Genomic DNA, 17,506 nt, shown 5'->3' with positions numbered 1-17,506 from the left:
AATTTATGATTTCGATTAAAAACCTATTAAGCATTATATTATTGACCGGGGTTTTGGTGGCCTGTGGTAATAGCGCATCAAATAAAGGTGATGCCTTTTATAATGATGGCCAATACCAGGAAGCCATTGCCGCTTATACCAGTTATTTAGAGACTAAACCAAACAATGTACAGGTGTTGTACAACAAAGGTAGGGCTCATGAAGAGCTGGATGATTTCAAAAAAGCTGAAGATAGTTTCAAGCGCGCGTTGAAACAAGAGCCTAAAAACACACAAATACTGCTAAGTCTTTCCAACTTGTATCATAACAATGATAAACCGGAATTGGCATTAATGTATGCAGACCATGCTGTATCTGTTTCAGGTGCTCCTTCAATGGCTTATTTTCTAAAGGCCAGATCCATGCACAAATTGGGTAATGTAAAGGAGGCAATTAGAGAATACAATACTGCCATAAAAATGAGCCCTAAAAATGGTCAGGCTTATTATTACAGAGGCTTGCTATATGTGGCCACTGATCAAACAGCTAATGCTTGTAAGGATTTTAAAGCAGCAGTAACCAATAACTATGTTCCTGCAAAGGAATCTGTAAAAAAGTATTGTAGATAATTTATCCCCTTATTAATAATTCCAAAGGCCTGATTTTTCAGGCCTTTTTTTGGATAGTTTCAATTATGACTTTTTTTGAATAGTATTTAACATAATTGAACAAACGTAAATTACTGATTATAAGGAGTATATATAGATTTACATTATCAAAAGTTTAGTAAAAATTATTAGCTAAATTGAAAATAGATTTTCTATTTATTGTTTTGAGAAGTGCTTTTATTGAATTGTATTTAAATCAATTAAACGGTGTTTAAATTTTATAATCATGTATTATTCAATATGTTATGTTTAAATGCATTGGTTCGCTCTGTGGTTTTTTGATCATATGGATTATAAAGTTGAGAGCTTGTGTGCAGTGACTCTACCAAAATAGCGATTAAATAAGGTTCAATTAAATTGACCTTTAATTAAAATAGTTTAAAGAATTGGTAATCAAATGATTAAGCTGGTGAGATAAATCCAAATGATAAATACCGAAGTAGGGGATTCTATATTTGCTTTAACAAATAACAATTGGTTTTATTTACCAGCGTTTCTAAAAGGGATTAACGTTTGGTGCTTTATGATTTAGAAATGGCTTAGGAGTCATGTACCTTTATGCTTTTAGACGTATATAAGATAATATGGAATAGATGGTTTCCCATTCCATAATTAATTTTATAAGGGTTTTAATTCAATTAGGTGAAATGCGTTATGTTAAAGGTTAAAACTACTTTAAACCGACATTTGCCCTTGACAACAATCTTTTGTAGCATAATACCATTAGGTCTCTGGGGTTTACATCTCAATTTGAATGCTGTTGTGGTATTGATTGAAGTTTTCTCAGCGAGCTAATTGGGTGGATGGTGCTTGTTCAAAAGTTTCGGATGGTCCTGCTTTATTTAAATCTTATTTAAGGAAATTGAACTTTAATCAAAATGGATTATAATGTTGTAAAACAGCTGTTTACAATTAAGTATTCAAGGTTATTTTTATTAGCAAAGGTTATGACATTGATGTAATTGTAACAAATAAAAAAATACGATCGATACTCTCGTGCCTTTTAAAAATTTTATTTTAATATGATCTTTCAATCCAGTTATCTCCCACTATGTCAAAGAGTAAAAGTTAAAATGAATTATTTTTCCGGAGCAGTGTGGTCGCAAAGTTCTTCAGTAAGTAGGTGACCGGTACCTTCACAAACCGGGCAAGTATCAATTTCCACCAGACTACCATGACAGGAAGTACATGTTAATCTTCCTTTTCCTGAGCAACGTTCGCATTCAAAATACTCAAGGATATTGAAAACATTTCTTTTGGTCACCATTCCGTCTCCAGCACAGCGGCTACAACCAATCACTCCTCTTCCTTTGCAAAGAGAGCAAGCTTGTTCTGATTTTCCTTCTCCATGACATGTTTCACAAGTTCCATATCTATAGCCACGTGCATCACAGTACTGACATGAAGCAATTTCAGCTAAGGGACTCTCCAATTGTTTTTGAAGGTCTTTTGCTTGTCTGTAAAAACTTCCTTTAAATCCATTCAAGTCCAAGTATTTGTTTACAAAACTTTGACTGTTATGGTATTGCCCTAAGGCAAATAAAGTTTTAGAAAAAGGTATGGCATTTCAGCAGGAATAGGCTGATTGCTTTCTATAATTTCTCTAAATATTGTATTGGCTGTTGTATAATCACCATTCTCCATGGCTGTATTTGCCTTGCTCATCATTGCTGATGTAGTTCCCAAGTTGGGGCTTTGGGCGTAAGTACTAAATGGCCGGGAAAATCCAATAGCAACAAGTAGGAATAAAATTATCAGGAAAGGGTGTTTTTTCATTTTTATGAATCTTCTAGACAGCAAAGTAAATACCTTTAAGGTAAATTTCAATTTTAGAAATAAACTTTAATGTTTTTTAACCAATTAGCATTACTAAATATGAACTTGGGTAAAGGCAAATAAGCATCCATAGAATTATTCATACAATCCGTTGATTTTTTAATCTGATTTGCGGGAGTTTTGAAGGAATAATCAATATTTTTAAGTGTTGGCATGTTCTCATTTAATGCTTAACGCCAAATAATTCTCTCATTTGTTTAACCAATTAGTGCAGGATTATAAATAAAAAGGATTTTCAACAACGGAATTTAAGTTGAATATTTACATGAGAGTTTATGGTAATATTTTGTGATTTAATTTATGCCTAGTGGATTAAATAAATTAAATGTTTTCATATAATATAAGCATTAATTGTATTTATTTAAGATTTTATTTAGTTCATAAATTGAAAGCCCTAGTTAAGCGATTTAAAGAAAAAATACAGTAAAATTAATTTAATATGAGAATAAAATGCTCCATTTCAATGTATTTTCAGTAAATAGGCATCATCCTTTCTTAAAAAATGGAACGGTTATTGATAATTGAAAAAATCGAAATGAATTTGTTTTATTTAAGGAAACAGAAAATTATACTTTATTATCACCTAATGATTTTTGACAAAAAATAGGAATATTTTTAAAGTACAAAATAAACTTATAAATTACAGATTCAATTATTAAATTCTATTAAACAAAATTCATATGATTTCTTCACTTTTAGAGAATCTGTCACCTGAATTAATTTCAGGTTTGACACAAAAATTCGGGCTTGACCAAAGTAAAGCTTCGGAAGCAGTTAGCACTACCAAAAGTAGTTTATTTGAAAGTATTTCTAAAGAAGCAGCCGGTGGTAATTTAGATGGAATACTAGGAATGCTAAACCAAGGGAGTGGATTGACTCAGAATCCCATGTTCAAAAGTATTTTAGGCAATTTGACAGGAAGCTACGCTTCAAAATTAGGTGTTTCACCAGAAATGGCCATGTCCATCGCTTCCTTTGTATTACCTAAAATCATATCTGCAATTTCAAGTACAAAAAGCGGAGATTTAGAAAAAACAGATTTGGTAAAGATGTTAGGAGAATCATCCGGTAAAGCCATAGCAGATAAGGCTTCTGATTTACTCAAAGGTGGTTTGGGAGGCTTATTTAAATAATACTTTTATTCAATAAACTTAATTATATTATTATGTCACATTCTATTACAAAAATTGAAGGTATAGGTCCGGTAAATAAAGAGAAACTTTCTGCTGCCGGAATAGTAACTGTAGAGAAACTGCTAGAAAAAGGTGCTTCAAAAAGTGGTCGTAAAGAAATTTCAGCTGCAAGTGGGATTGATGAAAAAATAATTCTAAACTGGGTGAATATGGCTGACTTATTTAGAATTAAGGGCATCGCAAGTCAATTTGCTGAATTATTAAAGGCCGCAGGCGTAGATACTGTTAAAGAATTAAGAAACAGGAATGCTGAAAATTTACATCAAGCACTCGTGGCCACCAATGAAGCCAAAAATTTAACCAATGCTGTTCCGGCACTTTCCAGAGTGACAGATTTTATAGAACAAGCAAAAAATTTGGATCCCGTAGTGACCCATTAATTCAATAAAATTATTTATTTTTAAAGAGTAGTGCGGTTTTGAAATAAAGTTTGACCTTAACGAATAAACCTTTGAATTTGGTGGTCAATAATTATAAACCTTTTGGTTGGTCTTTTGTAATAAAACCAATTTTGCACCTATTTCTTTAGCTTGAGACCTTAATGCAAATTAATTGATTGCATTAAGGTTTTTTTATATTAATGACATATTGATGGAACAAACAGACAAATTTAAGGAACATATCAATCTGGGCTATACCTTTAAAAAGATTCTTTTATTATTGGTACAGGAATGTTTGATCAACAGGCCCTTAACGGGGCCCAAGTAAAAATCCCATTAAAGACCTTAAACAGACACGGTTTAATTGCCGGAGCTACAGGTACGGGTAAAACAAAAACCCTTCAAGTCATTGCTGAACAATTATCTTTAAAAGGGATACCATCAGTCCTAATGGATTTAAAAGGTGACTTAACTGGTTTGGCTTGTCCCGGAACCAACAATGAGCATATAGAAAAAAGATGTGCGAGTATTGGTGTGCCCTATGAAGCCACCGGCCTACCCGTAGAATTGATGTCTATTAGTAATGAAAAAGGAGTTAAGTTAAAAGCTACTGTATCGGAATTTGGACCTGTATTGATGTCTCAAATCCTAGATTTAAATGATACTCAATCCGGAATTCTCTCATTGGTGTTTAGGTATTGTGACATGAAGCATCTTCCATTGCTTGACCTTATGGACCTAAGATCTATACTTAAATATGTCATCAATGAAGGCAAGGCAGAAATTACCAAGGAGTTTGGGGCTGTCTCTTCCAATTCTGTCAATACAATTCTGAGAAAAATTATAGAGCTTGAGCAGCAAGGAGCTGAAAATTTCTATGGAGAGCGCTCTTTTGATGTGGAAGATTTTGTAAGACAAGAATCAGGTCGTGGAGTGGTATCCATCATTCGATTGACAGATATTCAAAACCGGCCCAAATTGTTCTCAACATTTATGTTAAGTTTACTTTCAGAAATCTACGAGACCTTCCCTGAGCAAGGTGATCAGGAAGCACCAAAGCTCTGTCTTTTTATTGATGAGGCACATTTGGTTTTTTCCAATGCAAGTAAGGACTTGCTAGAGAAAATTGAGGCAATAGTCAAATTGATTCGTTCAAAAGGAGTAGGAATCTTTTTCTGTACCCAAACACCCACTGACGTGCCTGATGAAATTTTAGGGCAATTGGGGCTTAAAGTACAACATGCTTTAAGGGCTTTTACTGCCAAAGACCGAAAAGCAATAAATAAAACTGCTGAAAATTATCCAATTTCACCTTTTTATGAAACCTCTGAGGTTTTGACTTCCATGGGAATTGGTGAAGCACTGATTACAGCATTGAATGAAAAAGGTATCCCAACACCCTTGGTACATACTTTGTTAAGAGCTCCGGTGTCAAGAATGGGTATTTTAAGTGCAGATGAAATAGATAATCAGGTTAAAAAATCAAAGTTGGTCAGTAAATACAATGAACCAATCAACCGGGAGAGTGCATTTGAAATTCTAGAGGAAAAGCTGAACAATGCGGCACCTGAGAATCGGGAGAAAGAAGCCCCTTCCAGCAGCAAAAGGAAAGCATCAGCTAAGGAAAAGGAAAGTTTTTTGAAGCCTTGAGCAAAAACACCATGGTAAGGCAGTTGGGTAGAACTTTCTTTAGGGAATTAACGCGTGGTATTATGGGTTCATTGACAAATAAAAAAAGATAAAAGTAAGCTAAATCATCAAATTGGAGAAATTAAAGGTTGGAATAATTGGAGGAGGAGCCTCAGGTTTTTTGCAGCGATTGAAGCTGCTAAAAATGGTGCAGAGGTTTTATTATTTGAAAAAACCAATAAAGTATTGTCTAAGGTTTTGGTGTCCGGAGGTGGAAGGTGCAATGTCACGAATGGAACCGAGTCACCTTCTGAGTTCCTGAAAGGTTACCCAAGGGGTAAGAATTTCATGAAAAAGTTTTTAAGGCCTTTAATTCCAAGGATACAATTCAATGGTTTGAAAGCAGAGGGGTACCACTAAAAACAGAAGAGGATGGTAGGGTTTTTCCGGTTAGTAACAGCTCATCCAGTATTGTTGAGGTGTTAAAAAAAGAAGCGAAAAATTATGGAGTTAAGGTTTTATATAAAACTGGTATACAAGAAGTAAAACGGTATGATGACAAGTTTATATTGAACAGTGAAAAAGAGAAATTTTTGGTAGATAAATTGGTGATTTGTACTGGAGGGAAACCCAAGAAAGAAGGGTATTCCTTAGTCGAACAGTTGGGGCATACAGTTCATGCTCCAATCCCATCGTTATTTACTTTCAATTCACCAACCTCTAAAATTATTCAACTTAAAGGATTAAGTGTCCCCAATGGACACGTACGATTTGAAGGAAGTCAGTTACAATATTCCGGTCCCATATTAATTACCCACTGGGGAATAAGTGGGCCTGCCGTATTAAAACTTTCAGCTTTCGGTGCGGAGTGGCTACATGAAAAAGAGTATAAAGCTATTGCACTTATCAAATGGCGAGATGAATTTACTGAAGAAGGCCTAAGGACTGAATTATTAGCTTTTAAACAAAATCACCCTTTAAAAGTGGTTCACAAAAATCCACTATTCGCTTTACCGGGTAGGTTGTGGGAATATTTAATTGAGAAAGCGGAAATCAATCCTGAATTAAAGTGGGGAGAAACTAACAAGAAAAAAATAAATAAATTAATAGAAAATTTAATGAGATTTTCTTTAAAAGTCTCAGGAAAAACTACCTTTAAGGAGGAGTTTGTAACAGCTGGCGGGGTATCCTTAAATGAGATTGATGCCAGAAACATGGAGAGTAAATTGGTAAAAGGACTATTCTTTGCAGGGGAGGTAATAGATGTTGATGGAATTACAGGAGGATATAATTTTCAAGCTGCCTGGAGTACAGGTTTTTTGGCAGGCAGCATGTCTAGCGGTAATGAAAATTAATCGGGCTAGATTGTAGTAGCGTAAATATGTGGCACTAGATTTATTTCATAATTTTTCTAAAACCTTGAAATATCTTGGCATATTCGTTTTTTTAATTCAGTCGTTTGATTAATTTAATGACTAGGCAATTTTAGTTTTCTACTAATTGACAACTATGGAAAAAAATTACACCAATATTGATTTCACAAAAATTGAAGAGATGGTTGAGGATGATGTAGACTTCCGAAATCAACTGCTAGATGCCATAGAGATCGCTGTTGAAGAACTTGAAACTACTTATCTGAAAGGAATAGAAAACAAGGACTCCAATAGTATCAAGCTGGCTCGGCATAAAATTAAACCTACTTTAGGGCTTTTTGGACTCCAACGTTTGTCTAATATATTGTCTGAAGGTAAAAAAATAATGGAAGAGGGTAATTTTAATTCCTGCTTAGAAGGTCATATGAAAGATTTTAAAAAAGCCACAAATGCTGTTTTAAAAGATGTGAGGGAGTACCGGGAATAAAAATTTTATTTCCTCCAATTTTGGCAGAAATGCATAAAGCTTTTAGGTAACCTAAGGGTAATTAAATACTCTCATTAGTAGAAACCTAGTTTCGACCTAAAATTATGAGAAAATCGTTGTTCCGAGAATTAACCTTTTATAATCGCAGCCATCCAGAAGACAGAATCCAATGTAGGACTCCAGAGGAGTGCAATTTTTGTAGTATCGAGTAAGCCTAAGCAGGAAGTACCTCAAATCAGTCAGGCTTACCATTGCGGCACTAGGTTAAAAGTTTCTCAAATCCTGATTTTTTCAGATTGTAGCATTACTTACGAATCTAAATCCATAATCCGGTTGAATTTTAGTAATTATCGAAATTGCAACCCTTTATTTTTTACCAGAGAATTTAAGGGTTGCAAATAAATACTTTTTACCCGTATCAATTTGGATGGAGAAGGTCTTTGTATCATTCCTATTAAACTTTTTGTAGGGCTAGTTCACTGATTTTATCAGCTATAGACAAGGCACTAGTTGCTGCAGGGGAAGGGGCATTGATAACGTGCACTGCTTTGGCAGTTTCTTGAATGGCAAAGTCATCCAATAATCCTCCTTCTCTGTCACAAGCCTGTGCCCTGACACCTGCACCTCCCGAAACCAAATCAGCTGAGGTTATGTCAGGTATCAATTCCTGTAAGGCTTTAGTAAATTCAGATTTAATAAATGAGCGCTTGTATTCTCCCAATCCTGTCCTCCAATATTTACCGGCTACTTTTTGTAAGCCCGGCCAGGTCACTGCTTCCAAAAATTCATTTAAATTAAAGTCAGTTTTTTTATACCCCTCTTTTCTAAAGGCTAATACAGCATTGGGTCCTGCTTCCACACCTCCTTTTTTCATTCTGGTAAAATGAACGCCCAAGAATGGGAAATTTGGATCCGGTACTGGGTAGATCAAGTTTTTTACCAAGTATTCTCTCTCTTTTTTTATCTTGAAATACTCCCCTCTAAAAGGTATAATCCTTATGGGTAAAGGGTCTTTTTCAAGCATGGCAGCAACCTTATCAACATATAACCCTGCACAGTTAATTACGATTTTTGTGTTGATGTCTCCTGCTGAAGTATTAATTGTAATAGAATTATTTAAATCATTAATATCCAGAACTTTATGATTGAACAATACTACTCCTCCTAAGGCTGTAAATTTCTTTTCATAGACCATGGCCACCCGCTTATAATCTACGATTCCTGTTTGAGGAACATGCAAAGCACCCACTCCCTGACAATACGGTTCAAATTCCTTTAGTTCCTCCATAGTTATGGAGCGCACTCCTTTTAAACCATTTTGTATCCCTCTCTCCATTAAAAAATTGAGTTGAGGTAATTGCTCTTTTTTAGTGGCTACAACCACCTTTCCCGTAATTTCAAAAGGGATTTCATTTTCTTCACAAAATTGTACCAATTGATGGTAACCATTGATACAATTTTTAGCTTTCATACTTCCGGGCTTGTAATACAATCCGGAATGAATAACCCCACTATTGTTACCCGTTTGATGGCAAGCTACTTCTGATTCTTTTTCCAGAACCGCCACTTTTAATTCCGGTCTTTGTGTTTTTATTTTTAAACCGGTGGCCAATCCAACGATTCCACCTCCAATGATTGTAATATCGTAAAGCATATTTCTTTTTTCTATTGCAACAAATATACACAGTAGATTGATAAATTATTTATGGCCTACTTATTTTACTTTTTGGAACGAATTCTTAAAATAAGAAAGGTTTTGTAGGGCTAACTACCAATCGTCCTCTTCTTCAGGGGCTTGGGACGCTTTATCTTTATAATCGGAAAAATAATTAAGAAAATTTTCTTCAGGAATTAGATTAACACTTTGAAGTAATTCATTGACTTTCAATAGTATTTCATAGCCGGGTTCCTGAATATGCAAGGGTACTTTAAATAACCTGGGGTCGTCTTTTTTAAGCTGCCTTCTTCTGAAAAGAGAAAGGGCCATAAAGTTTTTGAACAGGAGTAAGCCATATAATCTACCGGATACTTGTCTAAGTATTCAGAAAGCTTTTCATTAATATCTGCAAAGAATTTTTCTGAAGCTCCAAGTCTCACCCTTGAACCGGCCCGAGATTTTCCTTTGGTTTTCAAATATTTTATTTGGCTTTTACCTTGTTTTTTCCTCACCATGTAGGCTCGGAAAACCTTGTGCTCTGTGTTTATTCCTTCCTCAAAATAACCTACGGCAGCTGTTCCGGCACGGACTAAAAAAATGACCCAATTTTTTTCTACTTTATAGACTTCATTTTTCTTTGGGTCAAAAGACAACGAAAAGGGTAGCCATAAATCTCCTATTATTATATGCTTTGCATAAATTCTAATTTTATGCCTATCTGCATCATAGGTTAATTCAAGCTCCCTTTCGGTAACCCATGCTAAGAATTTTTCAATATCATTTATTATCATCAATAAGTTTTTGCAAAGAAAATGGTTGATTGAGCTCAAATTGATCCGTTTACATTTGATTGCAATTGGAATTGATTTGAAAATCAAAAATAAGAATAAAGATTGCCTTATGAGTTTATTTTCTTAACGGATTTTGCTACATTAATTTTTATAAGGTCAGCGTAAGTTCGTGCCTCAATGGTCTGCCGATTAGACCAATGCCAATTAATAATTTAATCCAAAATAAAAATTTATGAATATCGCAATGCTTGGTTCGGGGTTTATCGCTCGATTTTATGCAGATACCCTTCATGCCCAAAGAAGAGTGGATCGGATTATTAGCGTTTATTCTAGAAATGCGGACAATGCAAAGAGGTACGCAGAAGACTATGGACTAGAAAGTTACAGTACCTCTATGGAAGAGATTATCATGGATGAATCTGTAGATGTAGTAATTATCTCATTACCTAATCATTTGCATGAAGAGGCAGTAATGTCCTGTGTAAAAGCTGGGAAAGCGGTATTGTGCACCAAACCTTTGGGGCGAACGGCCAAAGAAGCGAAAAGAATGCTTGAAGCAGTTGAAAAAGCCGAACTTTTTGCCGGTTATTTAGAGGACTTGTGTTATACCCCTAAATTTTTAAAGTCTGTAGAAAGTGTCAATAATGGGAGTTTGGGTAAAATATTATGGACCAAATCCAGGGAAGCACACCCGGGTCCACATAGCGATTGGTTTTGGGATAAAGATCAATCAGGGGGTGGGGCCATTATAGATTTAGGTTGTCATTGTGTGGAAATTGGACGTAACTTTATTGGAAAAAATGTACGCCCAGTAGAAGTAATGTGCTGGGCAGATACTCAGGTACATCCCATTGAGGCCGAAGATCATGCCATAGGATTGGTAAAATATGAGAATGGAGCCATTGGTCAATTTGAAGTAAGTTGGACTTTTAGGGGGGGTGGATTTAAGAGATGAAGTGATGGGAACAGAAGGGACCATTTGGTTAAATAGTTTTCTCCGTACCGGATTTGATCTTTTTACCACCGGAAAAGGCGCCAATTATATTGCAGAAAAGGCCGAGTCAGATTCCGGCTGGTTATTCCCGGTGGGTGACGAAGCCCATGAATTGGGCTACCCACATATGTTCACAGATATGTTTGATGCAATAGATAAAGGAAGGGCACCTAGAGAAACTTTTTATGATGGCTATATTGTCAATGCTATTTTGGATGCTGCTTTCTTATCTGCCAAGAGTAAAAATTGGGAGCAGATTATAATAGAAGATTGGCGTGGAAGCGAGGGGAGAACCGGGGAGAAGGAATATAATAGCTATGATGCTGATCATTTTTTAATTAAAAAGGAAATTTTGCCCAATGGAGATGAAAAATTGATCTTGAAACACAAAGTTAGCAGTAAGATGATCCAAAAGACCTTAAAAAAATAACCATTTATACCCTCATTTTACTGTAAGTCATATTATCCTGCTTTTCTAATAAAAAATCCAATGTGCTGAACTAAGTTTTTGCAATAATTAGGTTATTATTGCGCAGAAAATTAAATATTTTATTAAATACTTGTCAAATGCTCAATTTTTAGTTTTGGCGGTAAGTGGATTGAATCATGCGGAAGAGTTTTACTTTATTATTAATGCTATTGTTGGCCATACCCGGGATGGCTCAAAAATCAATGATGCCTATAGGTTAAACATAAAACGGGCCAGTTCTCCGATAATCATAGATGGAGTAATGGATGAACAGGCTTGGGCTGATGCCGATGTAGCGAAAGACTTTTACATGATTCTTCCCATAGATACCAGTTATGCGGAAGTAAAAACTGAGGTAATGATGACCTATGATGATGATAAAATCTATCTTTTGGTTATCAATCATCATGGAGAAGAAGGGCCATATTATGTCGAGTCGCTGCGAAGGGATTTTACATTTGGTAAAAATGATAACTTTTTGCTATTCATGGATACATTTGATGACCAAACCAATGGATTTTCCTTCGGAGCCAATGCCGCCGGAGCGCAGTGGGATGGTATCATGTATGGAGGCGGAAGTGTGGATTTAAGCTGGGATAATAAATGGTTTTCTAAGGTTCAGAATTACCCTGACAAATGGGTTTTTGAAGCGGCCATACCATTTAAATCCATTCGTTATAAAAAGGGAATCAAAGAATGGGGTATAAATTTTAGTCGTAAAGACCTTAAGTCTACAGAAAAATCATCTTGGGCTCCTGTTCCTCGTCAATTCCCTTCTGCCTCATTGGCTTACACCGGAATTTTGGTATGGGATGAAGCTCCTCCGGAGCCGGGAATGAATGTTTCTGTAATTCCTTATGTAATGGGAGGGATGGTGAAAGACAATGTCAGGGATTTACCTTCAGATTACCAAAACAGGGTTGGGGTAGATGCCAAGATTGCTGTTAGTTCCTCTCTTAATTTAGATTTGACGGTTAATCCGGATTTTTCACAGGTTGAAGTGGATAGACAAATCACTAACTTGGATCGTTTTGAATTGTTTTATCCTGAGCGGAGACAATTTTTCCTGGAAAACGGAGATTTATTTGCGAGTTTCGGATATGAAACCATCAGGCCATTTTTCTCTAGAAGAATTGGTTTGAATGCGCCCATTCAATTTGGAGCAAGGCTAAGTGGAAAAATCAATAAGGATTGGCGTATAGGGGCCATGAACATGCAAACTGGGAAGGTAAGTGAAACCAATACCCCTTCACAAAATTATACCGTTCTTGCCGGACAAAGAAGGGTTGGACAACGGTCAAATATCGGAGTGATATTCGTTAACCGCACCAATATTGGGAGTATCCCAACCGGTGGAGAAGGTGTAGAAAACCCGATTACCAGTTATAATAGGAATGCAGGTTTAGAATATAATTTGGCTTCTTCTAATGGTAAATGGACAGGTAAAGCCTTCTATGTCAAGTCTTTCAGTCCCTTAGCCTCCAATGAGAGCGCAGTACATGCTGCCAATATTAAATATTTGGGGGAAACTTGATTTGGGAATGGAAACATGAATATGTAGCTCCTAACTATCTGGCAGAAGTAGGTTATGTACCGCGAAATGGCTATTACCGAATCAATCCGAATGCATCCTATTTGTTTTTCCCAAAAAGTAAATTAATTCTAAACCATGGCCCTACAGTTAATACCTCCTTGTTTTATGACATGGACATGAACCAAACGGATAATATTACCTCACTTTCATATGGAGTTAATTTTAGGAGCCAAAGTGTATTGACAGCAAAATATGCTTACAATCATATTATCTTGCAACAAGCCTTTGACCCTACCAATTACAGTCAATTTACTCTTGACGCTTATACCGAACATCAGTGGAATTCCTTTGGGTTGGAGTATGTTTCTAAACCGCAAAGCTTATTTACCTATACCCTTTCTTCTCAATATGGAGGTTATTTTGCAGATGGAGAAAGACTAAACCTCGCAGGGGAACTAGGCTATCGTTTTCAACCATATGTAGGTCTATCGATAACAGGGAATTACAACCAAATAGATTTGCCGGAACCATGGGGAAATACCAAATTTTGGCTCGTTGGGCCTAGGGTAGATGTAACTTTCACCAATACCCTTTTCTTTACAGCTTTCGGGCAATACAATGAGCAAATAAACAATATCAATCTTAATACCAGGTTCCAGTGGAGATTTAAACCTGCATCAGATCTTTACTTGGTTTATACTGACAATTATGTACCTGCGCCGTTTTATGTAAAAAATAGAACCTTGGCATTAAAATTCACTTATTGGTGGACCCTATAAAACTTTTGGGAGTTACCATAAAGTAACTCCCAAAAGTTTTTCTCCCAAGGGGCTTAACTTAGCCCTAGGATACAATTTCTTTTCCCATTCTCTAGGATCGCCCGGAAAGGCATAACCTTTGGGTGCTATTTTGTTTTTCCATGAGGAGATTCTCCAATTTCGTTTTTCCTCATTGTCTTCCTCAGCAGGCATCATGGATATGTATTGTGCCATACGAACCTGATCTTCACTAATATTAGGCCGAATACCATGTGGAAGCTTACTATTAAAGATCAACAAATCCCCTTCCATCAATTTCACTTTTTCAAGTTCAAAACCGGTTATGTCCGGCTTAAACCGGTCCCTATCTATAGGCTGTCCTTGTTTCCATGTTTCATAGCTTCGGTAAAGCTCGGGAATACATTGAAAACCGCCCACATCTTCATCAACTTGGTCATTAAGTGCAACCAATCCTTGGACATTTTGAGGATTTGTTTCCGGGTCGTAATCCCAATGAATAAAACCCTTAAACTCAAAGCCAGGCTTGGATGGAAGGTTTAGATTGGCCCTATCTATACTTACCCAAAGCTTATCCATGCCCCAAATATCTGTAAAAGCTTCATAGACTTTTGGGTATTGCCTGATGTCCCATAGGTATTGATGGTTGTAAATTTCAACCATGCCACTATTGGTAAGCTCTACCATCTCCATGTCTTTAGATGCGGTAGCATACCAGGTAGCCATATCATCCGGGTCTTTTTCCTCAAATTCCCATAAGAGTTTTGCCAACCTTGAAGTATAGGATTTTGGTATAGCTTGAGGAATAATCACATAGCCATTTTTGACCCAAAAATCCCAATCGGACTCAGTCAATATTTGTAATTTTTTCCCATTGGATCTGTCATTCAAGTGGAATTTACTTGAATAGGCTGTTGACGGGTTGCCGGGAATATCTTTGTGGTCTTTATTGCTGTCCATATTAAAAGTTTTTATTAAGACAAATAACCCTAATCAAATTTAAAAACAACAAGAATCAGTTTATTGATACCGAATTAATCTTTCTCACTTGAAACTATTTTTGTGAAATTCAGTAAGAATATTGGTACAATGCTGAGTAAAAGTTAACAATTTTATTCAGTTTCTCCAATGAGATCAACCGTGATTCAAATACTTAACTTGATCTGCCTATATTTCCATTAATATAATTTAGTTTTAGCTTACATTTCACAATGCTTACTTTTAATTATGATACCAAATCAGTTCAAGGAACTCTATAAAAAGCCCATAAGTTTATGCCTACTTTTAATAGGCTGTTTATTTTTTAATAGTTACCTACTAGCCCAAAGTAGTGCTTCAATTTATCATGGCTTATTAAAGCTAAAGGAAACCAAAAAGATATTGTATGTAGCTGCCCACCCGGATGATGAAAATACTAGGCTTATTGCTTACCTGGCCAATGAAGAAATGGCTGATGTAGCTTATCTTTCCTTAACTAGGGGTGATGGGGGGCAAAATTTAATTGGTAAAGAGCTAGGGATGGAGTTAGGGATGATTCGAACTCAAGAGCTTCTTAAAGCAAGAGAAACGGATGGGGGAAAACAATTTTTCTCTCGAGCCATAGATTTTGGTTACAGTAGAAATCCCAATGAAACATTGAATAATTGGGATCGAAAAAGCTGTTGTCTGATGTGGTTTGGGTTATACGTAATTTTCAACCTGACATTATTATTACCAGATTTAATACAACTCCGGGTATTACCCATGGTCACCATACCACTTCTGCGATTATTGCTGGAGAGGCATTTAAGGTTTCAGGCGACCCCAATGCTTTTCCCGAGCAGTTGACTTATGTGGAGCCTTGGTCTGCAAAACGAATTTTTGGAATGCCTACAATTGGGGAGGAGTATATGATCAAAAACCAGGTAAGCAATATTATCAATTCCCTGTAGGTAATTTTAACCCTATACTTGGGCTTAGTTATTCTCAAATTGCCGCCAACAGTAGGACCATGCATAAATCACAAGGGTTTGGTGCAACTGCAAGCATTGGTCATGAAATGGATCTTATAGAATTGGTGGATGGCAAATCCTTTGATGTTTCTCCATTTGAAGACCTTGAACCACGTTGGCTTCAGCTTTCCAATGGAAGTTTGATTGTCAACAAAATTAGCCATTTGATTGATACCTTCGATTTTGTGGAACCTTCCAATAATATTGAACAATTGATCGAAATAAAAAAAGAACTGAACAAAATTCAAAAGGGCTTACCCTGGGTCAAGGAAAAGCAAAGCCTTGTTGATCAACTGATAAGGGAAACTTTGGGATGGAGAGGACTTTTTCTTTCAGATAAAGAATTGAATTTTCCTGAGGCAGTGGTGCATAGCAAACTGATTTTAAATCAAGTCACTGATAAAAAAGTTAAAATAAAAACATTTGAGGTTCTTGACCGGGTGGTCAAACTAGATACGGATCTATCCAATAATAATTCCATAGAAAAAGAACTTGATTTTACCATTCCTAAAGACCATTTAAATTCCCAGCCTTATTGGCTTAGGTTACAACCAGATAATAATTTATACACAGTAAAAGATCAGGAAATGATAGGTAAAGCCTACAATTCACCGACCATTTCGGGAAAATTGACTTTTACCTTATTGGGAGAAGAGTTTGAGGTGAACTTACCCTTGCAATTCCGCTATAATGACAGGGTGAGCGGGGAGGTAATACAACCCTTTAAAATTGTACCTGAAGTGGCTATAGCAGTGAAACAAGACAATGTTTTCCTACTTAATGAGGCTTCCGGAATAGTTGATGTAATCGTTAATTTTGGCAAAGAATTAAAAGAGGGAGTTATAAGAGTTGATGGTTTAAATAACAATGAATATAGGGTTAAAGAAATTTTTCGAGACATTAAAAACAAAGCCATTCATTTTCAAATCGAATTGAATAAGGTAAAAGGAGAAGGAAAAACCAACCATCAAATTTCCTTTGTGACCAACAATGCGGAAGAATTTGATAAAGGGATCACAAGGATTATATACCCTCATATTCCTAATTTAACTTACTTCCCAAAGGTATCCTTTAATTTGATTAGGCTAAATCTAAATCTTAGTCCTCAAACCATAGGTTACATACCTGGAGCAGGGGACAAGGTACCTGAGATCTTACAGAATATTGGGTACAGGGTCGAAATGATTGATGCATCCCAGCTAGGATCTGACCTCCAAAAATACACAACCATAATAACAGGGATCAGGGCTTTCAATGTGAATCAGGACATGGTTTCAAATAAAGACGCATTAATGGAGTATGTCAAAGCAGGAGGTAACCTTATTGTTCAATACAATACTACCGCCTCATTACTAAGTAATGAATTTGGGCCTTACCCATTAACCTTATCTAGAGATAGAGTGACGGTAGAAAATTCACCTGTGGAGCTACTTCTAAAAAACCATCCTGTTCTCAATCTTCCCAATAAAATTGTGCCTGCAGACTTTGACGGCTGGGTTCAGGAAAGGGGCTTATATTTTCCGGGTTCTTGGGATAAAAGATACCAAAGTCCATTGCTGATGCAGGATCCCGGTGAAAATGCTTCAAAAGGAAGTCTTTTGCATGCTAAGTATGGCAAAGGAACGTATACTTATTCAGGCATTTCATGGTTCCGTTTACTTCCTGCAGGTGTTCCGGGTGCCATCAAGCTTTTTGTTAATCTTATCGAGCAAGGTCATGAAAAATAACAAAGCATTTAACCAATGGACC

At 36.2% G+C, this 17,506-nt stretch carries 11 protein-coding genes and 4 pseudogenes; 10 read left to right on the top strand and 5 right to left on the bottom strand.

All coding sequences use genetic code 11. From position 1 onward, the window contains the following. The first annotated feature begins 5 nt into the window (after positions 1–5). Positions 6–608 carry a tetratricopeptide repeat protein gene (locus WG932_RS05135; protein WP_483087200.1) on the top strand — a complete coding sequence of 201 codons (603 nt, stop codon included), beginning with the start codon at positions 6–8 and terminating at the stop codon, positions 606–608. 1,117 nt (positions 609–1,725) lie between these two features. Here WG932_RS05135 and WG932_RS05130 read toward each other — a convergent pair. Beyond that, positions 1,726–2,133 carry a hypothetical protein gene (locus WG932_RS05130; RefSeq protein ID WP_483087199.1) on the bottom strand — a complete coding sequence of 136 codons (408 nt, stop codon included), beginning with the start codon at positions 2,131–2,133 and terminating at the stop codon, positions 1,726–1,728. Positions 2,134–2,177: 44 nt separating this feature from the next. Next, positions 2,178–2,423, bottom strand: coding sequence for a hypothetical protein (locus WG932_RS05125; protein ID WP_483087198.1), 246 nt, complete (start codon positions 2,421–2,423; stop codon positions 2,178–2,180). Positions 2,424–3,163: 740 nt separating this feature from the next. On the opposite strand from WG932_RS05125, the gene WG932_RS05120 reads away from it, so the two are divergent. The 5 genes and pseudogenes from WG932_RS05120 (at position 3,164) to WG932_RS05100 (ending at position 7,545) form a co-directional block, all read left to right on the top strand. Further along, entirely contained in the window at positions 3,164–3,616 is a 453-nt protein-coding gene (locus tag WG932_RS05120) for a DUF937 domain-containing protein (RefSeq protein ID WP_014022269.1), read from the top strand. A gap of 32 nt (positions 3,617–3,648) precedes the next feature. Then, entirely contained in the window at positions 3,649–4,056 is a 408-nt protein-coding gene (locus WG932_RS05115) for a DUF4332 domain-containing protein (RefSeq protein WP_014022268.1), read from the top strand. A 211-nt stretch (positions 4,057–4,267) separates the two neighbouring features. Next, a pseudogene (locus WG932_RS05110) lies at positions 4,268–5,798 on the top strand (helicase HerA-like domain-containing protein). Beyond that, a pseudogene (locus tag WG932_RS05105) lies at positions 5,785–7,040 on the top strand (BaiN/RdsA family NAD(P)/FAD-dependent oxidoreductase). The pseudogenes WG932_RS05110 and WG932_RS05105 overlap by 14 nt, the downstream one beginning before the upstream one ends. A 154-nt stretch (positions 7,041–7,194) precedes the next feature. After that, positions 7,195–7,545, top strand: a complete 351-nt coding sequence (locus WG932_RS05100) for a hypothetical protein (RefSeq protein ID WP_483087197.1) — start codon at positions 7,195–7,197, stop codon at positions 7,543–7,545. A 454-nt stretch (positions 7,546–7,999) separates the two neighbouring features. On the opposite strand, the gene lhgO is transcribed toward WG932_RS05100, so the two are convergent. Further along, positions 8,000–9,199, bottom strand: a complete 1,200-nt coding sequence (gene lhgO / locus WG932_RS05095) for an L-2-hydroxyglutarate oxidase (RefSeq protein ID WP_149393291.1) — start codon at positions 9,197–9,199, stop codon at positions 8,000–8,002. A 230-nt stretch (positions 9,200–9,429) separates the two neighbouring features. Continuing rightward, positions 9,430–9,993: a hypothetical protein gene (locus tag WG932_RS05090; protein ID WP_483087196.1), complete on the bottom strand. Its 564-nt coding sequence runs from the start codon at positions 9,991–9,993 to the stop codon at positions 9,430–9,432. 232 nt (positions 9,994–10,225) lie between these two features. Between WG932_RS05090 and WG932_RS05085 the strand changes: the two are divergent. Continuing rightward, positions 10,226–11,417, top strand: a pseudogene (locus tag WG932_RS05085) (Gfo/Idh/MocA family protein). A 196-nt stretch (positions 11,418–11,613) separates the two neighbouring features. Continuing rightward, positions 11,614–13,769: pseudogene (locus WG932_RS05080) on the top strand (DUF5916 domain-containing protein). Between the two features lie 12 nt (positions 13,770–13,781). On the opposite strand, the gene WG932_RS05075 reads toward WG932_RS05080, so the two are convergent. Beyond that, complete coding sequence (locus tag WG932_RS05075) at positions 13,782–14,726, bottom strand: phytanoyl-CoA dioxygenase family protein (RefSeq protein ID WP_483087195.1); 945 nt, start codon at positions 14,724–14,726, stop codon at positions 13,782–13,784. A gap of 267 nt (positions 14,727–14,993) precedes the next feature. Here WG932_RS05075 and WG932_RS05070 point away from each other — a divergent pair, with 267 nt between their 5' ends. Beyond that, positions 14,994–15,593, top strand: a complete 600-nt coding sequence (locus WG932_RS05070; protein WP_483087194.1) for a PIG-L family deacetylase — start codon at positions 14,994–14,996, stop codon at positions 15,591–15,593. Positions 15,594–15,606: 13 nt separating this feature from the next. After that, positions 15,607–17,484 carry a PIG-L family deacetylase gene (locus WG932_RS05065; RefSeq protein ID WP_483087193.1) on the top strand — a complete coding sequence of 626 codons (1,878 nt, stop codon included), beginning with the start codon at positions 15,607–15,609 and terminating at the stop codon, positions 17,482–17,484. Positions 17,485–17,506 lie beyond the last annotated feature (22 nt).

The sequence above is a fragment of the Cyclobacterium sp. SOCE241 genome (assembly GCF_056867545.1).
Note: the sequence above shows the minus strand (reverse complement) of the source record. Positions and strands in the feature narration are given on the sequence as shown.

Coding starts and splice junctions, on each gene's coding strand:
- WG932_RS05090 (WP_483087196.1), bottom strand. CDS start 9,993: ATGATAATAAATGATATTGAAAAATTCTTAGCATGGGTTACCGAAAGG.
- WG932_RS05120 (WP_014022269.1), top strand. CDS start 3,164: ATGATTTCTTCACTTTTAGAGAATCTGTCACCTGAATTAATTTCAGGT.
- WG932_RS05100 (WP_483087197.1), top strand. CDS start 7,195: ATGGAAAAAAATTACACCAATATTGATTTCACAAAAATTGAAGAGATG.
- WG932_RS05135 (WP_483087200.1), top strand. CDS start 6: ATGATTTCGATTAAAAACCTATTAAGCATTATATTATTGACCGGGGTT.
- WG932_RS05075 (WP_483087195.1), bottom strand. CDS start 14,726: ATGGACAGCAATAAAGACCACAAAGATATTCCCGGCAACCCGTCAACA.
- lhgO (WP_149393291.1), bottom strand. CDS start 9,199: ATGCTTTACGATATTACAATCATTGGAGGTGGAATCGTTGGATTGGCC.
- WG932_RS05125 (WP_483087198.1), bottom strand. CDS start 2,423: ATGAAAAAACACCCTTTCCTGATAATTTTATTCCTACTTGTTGCTATT.
- WG932_RS05070 (WP_483087194.1), top strand. CDS start 14,994: ATGATACCAAATCAGTTCAAGGAACTCTATAAAAAGCCCATAAGTTTA.
- WG932_RS05115 (WP_014022268.1), top strand. CDS start 3,649: ATGTCACATTCTATTACAAAAATTGAAGGTATAGGTCCGGTAAATAAA.